The organism is Chlorogloeopsis fritschii PCC 6912, assembly GCF_000317285.1.
Taxonomy (GTDB): Bacteria; Cyanobacteriota; Cyanobacteriia; order Cyanobacteriales; family Nostocaceae; genus Chlorogloeopsis; species Chlorogloeopsis fritschii.
The window spans coordinates 79,390-88,992 of the sequence record NZ_AJLN01000097.1; the positions used below are offsets into that span (position 1 = coordinate 79,390).

The window sequence follows — 9,603 nt, forward strand, 5'->3', positions numbered from 1 at the left end:
TATTAAATGCAGTATTATTTCTGCACTCTTGTAGGAATTAATTGCTAATTTAATTTAATTAAAGCATAAGTTATTTAGTTTCACACCTTTTTTAGCTAATAGATTTAGTTAATATATAAAGCTTTTATTCTTATCAAAATCAAATTTTCTCTTTTATATAACAACATCATAGGCTAAAGTTAAAGCAAATTCTCATAAATAAATTTATCAATATTTTTTGACAAACAAACTAAATTTTTAAACTAGCAAACTAAAAAGAATTTTTCATCGGTAAAGTGGAAAATTATCCGGTATAGTGGAATTACTATACCGAGTTATCAAACTACTGAGGCATCTGTCCATAAACTTTTTTAATTTGCTCAGAAAAGTAATTTTCCTCATGCTTTAATTGTTGAGCTACCTCCAATCCTTTATGAAAAGCAGTTAGGGCTTGAGGATAATTCTTACGCTCTAAATAAATTTGCCCAATTAAGTCGTAAGCATTCATTAAACCATAAAAGTTTGAGGCTAGTTGTTGAGATTGTATTAAAATTTGGCTAGCTTGCAACGCCTCCTCTATCTGTCCTTGAGAACGGTACAGCGCAATTAACTTTTGCAAAGCTTCTCCTGCACGTACATACTGCTGTAATTGCCAAGCCGTTGTGTAAGCTTCTTGATAGTTGTTGAAAGCCTCTCGCAGCAGATTGGGATTTTCCCGTGCTAAAGACTCGTAATCAGAGCCGATCGCTTGCTTCAAGGCTGGGATTTGGGTAAAAGTATTTTGATTTTGGTAAATCTGTACTAATTGATTGCGTATTTTGATTGCTTGCTGGGGTTGTTTTCCCTGTTCATAAATATAAGCTAGCTGTTGTAAGTATGTTAGCTGGCTTGTAGTATCACCCCTAACGGCAGCAAGTTTTAACAATTCTTCATAAGTTGCCGCAGCTTTAGGATAATCAAACCAATCTAGATGTAAATTTCCTATTGTCAGGAGGGTTTCTACTTCTTTTGCTGCATTTTGTTGCTGTCGGACAATTCCTAAAATTTGGTTGTAAACTTCCACAGCCCTTTGAGGCGATCGCACTTGTTGATAAGCTTGTCCTAGTGCTTGTAGTAGTTCTAATTCGGGCGGTTTTTGAGATTGTGCCTGCTGTTGAATCGCTTGTAGTCGCTGAGTAATATATTGCACTTGTGGACGTTCGTTTTTTTGATAAGCGATCGCGCCAACTCGCCCTAGTGCTTGTACTTCTTGTAGCGCCCCCAAGTAGCGACGCAGCCTCAGTTCTCGGTTCCAAGTATCAAAAGCTCCTTGTGTATCACCTGCTTGCAACTTCGCCGCAGCTTGTTGATTCAACTTATCCAGCGCCGCCTCTAACTGTTGACGTTCTTGGGCAGATAACGGCTGTTTTTCAGGTTTAAGTGGAAGCAGCGGATCGACTGTATTAATTTCTAGCGGTGATGGAGGAAACCGATCTGGTGATTGAGATTTCTCAGTCTTTGCCAGTGCCACCGAATTGCAAAGCAGCAAAAACGTAGTAGTGGCAGTAATAATTTTGCTTAAGTGCCGTAACATGGGAATTTTACCTTTGAAAGGGTAGAGGATAGGAGATAGGGGACAGGGTAAAGGTTACAGTTTTCTCCTGTTCCCTGTAACCTGTAACCTATAACCTAATCTGACGCAAGTAACTCAAAAATTCTCCTGCCAAACAGGTAGCTACAAGTTTTACAATACTTGCAGATTCTTTTTAAGCAACTGGTGTATTGTCTGTAATGACTCATTCCACAGATCTTGCCACCTTAGCCCAGTGGATGGCAGCAGATTTTAGCAATCAAGAACAAGCTTTTGAAAATCCGCCCTTATTTGCCCATATTCGTGTTTGTATGCGTCCCCTTCCCCTAGACTTACTCTCAGGAGTGAGTTTTTATGTGGAACAAGCCTATGACTATATGCTTAACGATCCCTATCGTGTAGCGGTAGCAAAGTTAGTGGATGCAGGAGATCACATCCAAATAGAGAATTACAAGGTTAAGGATGAACAAAGATTTTACGGTGCATCTCGCAATTTAGAACGCCTTAAAACTTTAACAGCCGATGATTTAGAAAAATCCTGCGGCTGTAACATGATTTTAGAGTGGACAGGCTCCGGCTTTAAAGGCAAGGTGGAGCCAGGAAAATCCTGTTTTGTGTATCGCAAAGGGAAAAAAACTTATCTAGATAGTGAATTTGAAATCGACGGAGAAAAATTTATCAGTCGCGATCGCGGACGCGATCCAGAAACCGATGAGCATATTTGGGGTTCTGTCGCTGGTGCATTTCACTTTGTCCGTTGGCACACTTTTGCCGATGAGGTAAGAGTTTAAGGTTTCCACTCCCGTGTCTTGTGGCGACGGGAGTGTGAAAAATTTACAGTTGTAAGGATGCAATTTTAGATAAAATTCTGGTAATATAATATTTCGTGGGTATGGCGGCATAGCCAAGTGGTAAGGCAGAGGTCTGCAAAACCTCCATCCCCCGGTTCAAATCCGGGTGCCGCCTTTAAGAATATCAAGTATTTCAGGGCTTTCAAGCCCTTTTTTATTGGACGTTAAAGTGCTTATAAAACAAGCCTTTAGAGATTTTTGGGGTTATTTTGGGTAGTTTGGATAAAGAACTGGGGTAAAACTGGGGTAAATTTGTAAGGTAAAGGTGTTTACCCCAATCACTGTTTCTGGGGTAAAACTGGGGTAAAGTAAAAGGATAAAGGTGTTTACCCCAGTCAATTACCTTATGGAATCTCAAAAATCTCAAAGTATTGCCCCTAGGCGTTCAGTGCAGATCAAGAACTCTAACGGCAGTCTCCAATTAGTTTTTTCCCACCCTATTATTACGCCGACGGGAGAGCTAAAAACCAAGCGTTTCTACCTTTCTACAGGACAATATGATACGCCTTTAGGAAGACATCAGGCATCGACATTAGCGGCAAAAATCCAGAGGGATATTGATTACGGTGAGTTTGATGCCAGTTTGGTTAAGTACAAACCAGCAGCATCATTAACTACTGTTACCCCAATTACCTTAGTTCCACCTTCAGCTACCCCTCAATTTGACTTGGGAGAATTATGGGAAAAATACACTGAGTTTAAAAAACCACAAGTTAGCCCTTCGACTTACGCTGTTGATTATCGAAAGTACCGCAATCACATCGCTAGTTTACCAACTAAAAATTTGGATGATGCGATCGCAATTCGAGACTATTTAGTACAAAAGCTCAGTGCTAATGCAGCTAAACGTACTCTGACAAATATCAATGCTTGCTGTGATTGGGCACTCAAGAGTCAGCTGATTGAATCCAATCCCTTCCAAAATATGGCAAAAGATATTCAGACACCGAAGTCAGAATCGGCAGAATATGAAATTAATCCCTTTACCAAGGAAGAACGGGATAGCATAATTAAAGCGTTCGAGGAGAGCAAACTCTACAGCTACTATGCTCCGTTAGTAAAATTCCTATTTTTTACTGGGTGCAGACCATCAGAAGCGATCGCCTTACAATGGAAGCATATCAGTGATAAATACATTACTTTTGAACAAGCAATTACCATCAGTACTAAAGGGTTAGCCCTCAAAGATGGGTTGAAGACCCAAAGCCAAAGACGTTTTCCAATTAATAATCAGCTACGTAAAATTTTAGACTCAATCAAGCCAGAGAACTGTAATTCAGAAGATTTTCTCTTTAGAAGCAAGAAAGGCGGCATAGTAGACTTTGGTGATTTTCTTAACCATGCCTGGAAAGGCTACAAAAATCAGCGTGGAACACATATAGATGGAATCGTAACTCAACTTGTAAAACAAGGTGTAGTCAGCGAATATCGCAAACCTTACCAATGCAGACACACTTTTATTACTCTTTGCTTGGAAGCTGATAATGATGCGAAGGATGTAGGAAGGTGGGTTGGCAACTCTCCAGAAATTATTTACAAGCATTACGCAGGTAATAAACGTAACCTACAGGTGCCAGAGTTATAAATTTGTTGAATTCAAAGATAGGTGATCGCTGACAAAGCAATTGTGTCAATTAAAAAATACGGTGATCTGATAAAAGTAGCTTTTTGCACCGAATGCTACCACTTATGATCACCTTGTTCATTAACTCTTAGCACTTGTGTAAATAGGACAAGGATGCGATCACGCTTTATTCGGTGTCTGCCTTTATACCTCTGTCCGAATCAACGTAAGTTGTACTTTGCTCAATGGTGATGTCATCGGTACCAGGGGTGTTAGATCCAAGTTGATCATTAGGGCATACAACACTAAAGGTAAGCAAGACACCAGAGAAATTCAGGTACATCGCCGACTCAAGGAATTTTCTCGGCTCAACATCTACTGGGGATCATCGTGCCAATTTAAGTTTTTTGCACGCTAAGGAATATACTCATTCTGCCAAATGCTTACTATGCCTGATTTCTGGCAAGCGACCCCTAATACTGCTCTTCAGATGTGTTATGCACTATAGCTAGATGGGAACCATAACACAACAAGCTCTTACCATGTTTTTGGTCTGAAGCCAAGGAACTAAAAAAAAGCAGTTATTTATGGCAAAACATCGTTTATGGTCACCTATTGCAAATGCTTTTGATGCCTATCGTCGGCGTCTTATCGCTGACCCTACAGCATTCTATGAGCATACTTGGCGATTAATTCATATCCAAGAATCTTTAGTAGTAACACTTGGTTCTGCACTGGTAAGTAGGTTGTTATATCTCTGGAAAGATGAACCAAATTATATTGAGGATTTGAACAAATTGCGAAAGATGGTTATAGACTGTCTTGAAAATGGAAGTATTGGTAACTGGAATGATATACTCAGCCGTTTTGGACGGCTAAATCCTGATAAATATCCTCCATGTACATTCATTGCTGCGGTTAAAGAATATCTTGAAGAGATTCCTACTATAAATCCAAATAAATCAGCAAGTAAACAGCAGGGAGTTCCATTAGCTTTCCTTACAACTTGGCAAAGTATAGCACCAGTAACTTCAAATTACGAAGATAACAATCTTTCACGTCTAGGACGATTCTTCGCTATCAATTCACTTCGCAATAAAATAGCTCATGTTCCGATTTCAGGGGATACATTTCGGAAACTACACACAGGTCTTCGTAGAGAAGTGCTATCGTTACTTACTCCGTCAATAGACTGGCAGGCAGAACCTCCTACAGCTAATCCAAATATTACGAAATGGCATCCGCCTCTATGTGGACAAATTGCTAACAAACGTAGTTACGTAACCGGCAGTGGTGATTATGGACAAGTTGTTGGCATTGATGATGATAAAACATATTGGGAATGGCAAAAAATCGGTAATCAAGATTCAGAAAGGTGGTTAGCTTCTCCATTTGTATATATAGACAATGATATAAAAGTTTCTCTCCTGTTTAAGTTAGAAGGGTTGAATGGTGAACCAGATGAAAATCTCACTGGTCAGTATCATCGCTTTGCTGCTGAGGTAGAACCAGTTCGGGAAGAATCAATCTCACAAGAAATGATCAAATCCTGGATAACAGTAGAAATACCTTCATCTATTACAGAGCCACTGAATGGCAATAACGGAAATGGTATAACAACTGAACCTACTGAGCTTGTAGAAAATATACAGATCAACTTAGGACAATTGGAATCAGCTGAATTAAGAACTAAAGCGGAGGACGCATATCAGAAGCGTAAGTATCCCCAAGCCGTAACCTTTTTTGATGAACTAGAAAGGCGTGCGGATCGGCAATATACCGATGTTGCAAAAATTCACCACGGAGCTGCTTTGTGGCGTAAAGCTAATCGAGATTTAGATAAAGAGGAAAAGGAAAAACAGTTTGAGCGTGCAATTAAGTTACTTGAAGCTGCTTCGCAACATAGAGATATCATTTATGCTGCTGAGGCTCGCTATGAAAGATCGAAAGCTTTTTATCACCTATCACTACTTCGGGGTGACCGTAACCTTTTTGAAGAAGCTCTCAAGGATGCTGAAAGGGCTGCAAAATCTGGTTATAAAACAGAACACGCCAATTGGGAAAAGTTTTTGCAAAGAAAACGCGATGAAGAAGGAATTGAATCTACCATTTCCGGCGTAAACCAAAACGAAAACAGCATTCAAGATTTGTAAGTTTTGTATTTTAGGTAGATATTCAGTTTCAGTATCTATGTTATGCGTTGAGCCGGGATACAACCAGAAAGCTGGAAAATGAAGTGAAAATGTTTGATTTTACTTTATAAATACTAGCTTTTTGAGTTTGATATAGTAATTTTCCAAAATCACGCAGGATAATGGTTAAGAGGCTATCTTGCCAAAACTTACAAACATCTCGGCTCAACATCCTTCAGATGTACGGAGTTTTTTCAAAAATAAAATAGGAGTCGTATATGGCAAATAATGAATCGCTTAAGAGTTCCAATTAAATTGTGGAGCATTCACGCACCAGTATCATAGATACTTCCTTGCCCAGAGTAATTTTCATAAATGTGCTGATAAACTTCCTGACACTTCTGTTCATACAGTTCAGCAGAATAACTCTGAGGCAAGCGATCCAAAACATCCTTGATCGCCACTTCCACCGATGCTTTGGTTTGCTGTATCTTCTTCCAATCCAAAACTAACTTCTCTTGTTTGAGAGTTTTCAATAATTCTTTAGCAACTTGTTTTACTTCCTGTTCCTCTTGCTTAGTCAGTTGAACTTCTGGTTTAGTCAGTAAATCAAAAATTGCTAGTTCTTCTTCAGTGATATTTTTGGCGATCGCTCTTTTATCTTCAGCACCCAATTCCTGAGCAAAGTTAATCAAATCATTCAAGAACATCTGCACATTGAGGAAGTCAGCATTGTACTCTGCAATCATCTGTTGGAATTTCTCCAGGTAGTCGATGCGAGTTTTATTTAACTCCACTATCTGCTGGAGTTTTTGCGCGATCGCAGCAAGGAGAAATGCCAAAATCTGCAATGGACAGATTTACTGGCAAGAAAGCAAAAAATAAGAAACGCTTGTGGTATGAAAGCTACAACTTTTTTACCACAAGCATTTAAATATGAAAATCAATCGCTTTGACAATGCAGAAATCCTTTACCCACATGAAATCACCTTACTATTTAGCGTAATAAATTGGAATTGTTATTCCAGTCTCAGGATCTCGGCATATATCATTATCACACTTAAGATTGTACTTACCTAATATCTGCTTGTAATTTAATGGATCTCGTATCCAAGCGACTCCTTCCCCATGCCTCATTCCGTTTTTCCAGCCACCCACATAATCTGCGCGATCTGTATATATTATTCCGTTGCGTGGGCAATGTATTAAACCATGTCCATCTGGGATATTATTGCGACGCTCACCTTCGTATAAACACCCTCTATAAACTGGAGCAGAGCAAGAAGTTAGAAATAAAAGGCAATAAGTTGTTGTAAATAGAGATAGTAATTGTAGTTTCATAATCAATGGTGAACAATGAAAACTAAGATTTTACATATATGTCATTTTAATATTCATGTAATTAGCATAACCTCAGTAATAATGCTAGGAAATTCGATTCGATGGTTCAGTAGGTTATTAATAAATAATACGATTATTAATAAATATCAAATGGGTTGCGATTCTTTTACGAAGATGAAAATAAAGTACAGAATTTGCATGGCATTTGTACGTTAGCTTATTTTGAGAAGATCAGAGTAATTCATGTGATAAGGGGAAAGGAAACGAGCAAAAATTAGCAACCAAATGGTACTAATAGCACCATTTATCACAAGTCTGGAGGGCATATTATAGAGACGGATTCAAAGAATGAATAGTAGCTCAATCGATATTTACCTATACCAAGGAAACTACTGCTGCATTATCTTGTTTGCCAGCAATTTAAATTTTTGCAGCATTCACGCACCACTATCATAAATACTCTCTTGCCCGGAATAATTCTCATAAATGTGCTGATAAACTTCCTGACACTTCTGTTCATATATTTCAGCAGAATAGCTCTGGGGTAATCGATCCAAAATATCCTTAATCGCCACTTCCACCGATGCTCTAGTTTGCTGTCTCTTCTTCCAATCCAAAACTAACTTCTCTTTCTTAAGAGTTTTCAATAATTCTCCGGCAACTTGTTTGACTTCCTGTTCCTCTTGCTTAGTCAGTTGAATTTCTGGTTGAGTCAGCAAGTCAAAAATTGCTAGTTCTTCTTCAGTGAGATTTTTGGCGATCGCTCTTTTATCTTCAGCACCCAAATCCTGAGCAAAGTTAATCAAATCATTGAAGAATATCTGCACGTTGCGTGAGTCAGCATTGTACTCTGCAATCATCTGCTGGAATTTCTCCAGGTAGTTCATGCGAGTTTTATTTAACTCCACCATCTGCTGGAGTTTTTGCGCGATCGCAGTTTTGAGTTTTTCTGTCTCTGTTCTCTGGTAGTCAGTACTAGCAAATTTATTTTTTAACGCTTCAAAGTCGATTTGGCTCAAGTCGATGAGTTGAGAGTGGGATTGTGCGATCGCAAACTCTCCAGCAGTGATCGACAAATCCAACAATTCCTCCACTTGTTCCATCACTTCGGAGACATCAACTTCTGGTACTTCTGCCAGAATTTGCTTCTTGATTGTCTGCAAGTAAGCATTGATAGCAGTAAATTCATTGGCAGCAGGATCTGGGAGAATCGCTTTGTAGAGTTTGTTAACGTTACCTGCTAGAGAAAGATAAGTTTTTTTGGCATCATCATTAATAATGATGGATTCTACTGCATCTGCCCAAAATTTAGTGCGTGCAAAACCATGTGCTGACTCAAGTACAGCAAAATCAATGCCTTTTTGGGTACAGAATGTTGTAGTTTCTGCGATCGCTTCTCTCAATTGTGCCACTAAAGCAGTTTTCGCTTTAACTGGGGTATCCCCTTCTTGAACACCACCACCAGATGCGGAACCATAAATAGCTAGTGCTTTCTGTAAATCGCGGAAGACACCAATGTAATCAACAATCAGTCCATTGACTTTACCTGGGAAAACACGATTTGCTCTGGCAATGGTTTGCATGAGAGTATGGTTCTTCATCGGTTTGTCTAGGTAAATGGTGGAACAACTGGGGACATCAAATCCCGTGATCCACATAGCGCAGACAAAGATGATGCGTAGGGGATGAGATGGATCTTTGAATTTCTCATCTAGTGGCGGAGATTCACTGACTAACCTTTGGCGGTGAGGAGTGATATCTAATTGTTTTTGCTTGAATGCTTCTACTTCATTTTGAGATTGAGATATGACTACTGCCATATCTGTTTCTGCCATATATTTAATAGTGACCGATAATTTTTTTTGTTCAAATTCGCTTAAATTAGACTCAGCAAGTTAATTTTTTAATTGTTGCAGATGTTGTTGCCAGTGGTGCTGAACTTTGTTGTACATTTTGACAGCAGTAAATCGGTCAATGCTGACAACCATTGCTTTCCCCTGGTATCCTCTACCCAGCAAGTGGGTGACAATATCTTCAGCGATTTTCTCTAATCGGTCATCTCTAGTAATTAATTGATATTCTCTGGCGCATTGTCTTGCTAATTTCTCCTCTTCTTCCTCGTCCAGTGTTGCTGACTCAATGATTTCTGCCATATCTTCATTGAGA

8 protein-coding genes and 1 tRNA gene are annotated in these 9,603 nt (G+C 39.1%); 4 read left to right on the forward strand and 5 right to left on the reverse strand.

All coding sequences use genetic code 11. The features are described from left to right. Positions 1-322: 322 nt before the first annotated feature. Positions 323-1,552: a tetratricopeptide repeat protein gene (locus UYC_RS0118625; protein ID WP_016875806.1), complete on the reverse strand. Its 1,230-nt coding sequence runs from the start codon at positions 1,550-1,552 to the stop codon at positions 323-325. 197 nt (positions 1,553-1,749) lie between these two features. Between UYC_RS0118625 and UYC_RS0118630 the strand changes: the two genes are divergently transcribed. From UYC_RS0118630 to UYC_RS0118645, 4 genes are all read left to right on the forward strand, one after another. Beyond that, positions 1,750-2,340, forward strand: coding sequence for a chromophore lyase CpcT/CpeT (locus UYC_RS0118630; RefSeq protein ID WP_016875805.1), 591 nt, complete (start codon positions 1,750-1,752; stop codon positions 2,338-2,340). 103 nt (positions 2,341-2,443) lie between these two features. Continuing rightward, positions 2,444-2,515, forward strand: a tRNA-Cys gene (locus UYC_RS0118635). A gap of 273 nt (positions 2,516-2,788) precedes the next feature. Further along, positions 2,789-3,985, forward strand: coding sequence for a tyrosine-type recombinase/integrase (locus UYC_RS0118640; RefSeq protein ID WP_321164264.1), 1,197 nt, complete (start codon positions 2,789-2,791; stop codon positions 3,983-3,985). 566 nt (positions 3,986-4,551) lie between these two features. Then, positions 4,552-6,117: a hypothetical protein gene (locus UYC_RS0118645; protein ID WP_016875803.1), complete on the forward strand. Its 1,566-nt coding sequence runs from the start codon at positions 4,552-4,554 to the stop codon at positions 6,115-6,117. A gap of 305 nt (positions 6,118-6,422) precedes the next feature. On the opposite strand, the gene UYC_RS0118655 is transcribed toward UYC_RS0118645, so the two are convergent. From UYC_RS0118655 to UYC_RS35620, 4 genes are all read right to left on the reverse strand, one after another. Next, positions 6,423-6,938 (reverse strand): type I restriction enzyme endonuclease domain-containing protein, encoded by a 516-nt coding sequence (locus UYC_RS0118655; protein ID WP_016875802.1) that lies wholly within the window; start codon positions 6,936-6,938, stop codon positions 6,423-6,425. Between the two features lie 151 nt (positions 6,939-7,089). Then, positions 7,090-7,437 carry a hypothetical protein gene (locus UYC_RS39945; protein ID WP_127011393.1) on the reverse strand — a complete coding sequence of 116 codons (348 nt, stop codon included), beginning with the start codon at positions 7,435-7,437 and terminating at the stop codon, positions 7,090-7,092. A gap of 437 nt (positions 7,438-7,874) precedes the next feature. Next, positions 7,875-9,272 (reverse strand): type I restriction enzyme endonuclease domain-containing protein, encoded by a 1,398-nt coding sequence (locus UYC_RS0118665; RefSeq protein ID WP_016875800.1) that lies wholly within the window; start codon positions 9,270-9,272, stop codon positions 7,875-7,877. Between the two features lie 60 nt (positions 9,273-9,332). Continuing rightward, on the reverse strand, positions 9,333-9,603 hold a 271-nt coding region (locus UYC_RS35620; RefSeq protein ID WP_235181623.1), incomplete at its 5' end, for a hypothetical protein.

Bases quoted from the DNA above. Each gene is read 5' to 3' on its own strand.
- UYC_RS0118665 (WP_016875800.1), bottom strand. From the start codon at position 9,272: ATGGCAGAAACAGATATGGCAGTAGTCATATCTCAATCTCAAAATGAA.
- UYC_RS39945 (WP_127011393.1), bottom strand. From the start codon at position 7,437: ATGAAACTACAATTACTATCTCTATTTACAACAACTTATTGCCTTTTA.
- UYC_RS0118630 (WP_016875805.1), top strand. From the start codon at position 1,750: ATGACTCATTCCACAGATCTTGCCACCTTAGCCCAGTGGATGGCAGCA.
- UYC_RS0118625 (WP_016875806.1), bottom strand. From the start codon at position 1,552: ATGTTACGGCACTTAAGCAAAATTATTACTGCCACTACTACGTTTTTG.
- UYC_RS0118645 (WP_016875803.1), top strand. From the start codon at position 4,552: ATGGCAAAACATCGTTTATGGTCACCTATTGCAAATGCTTTTGATGCC.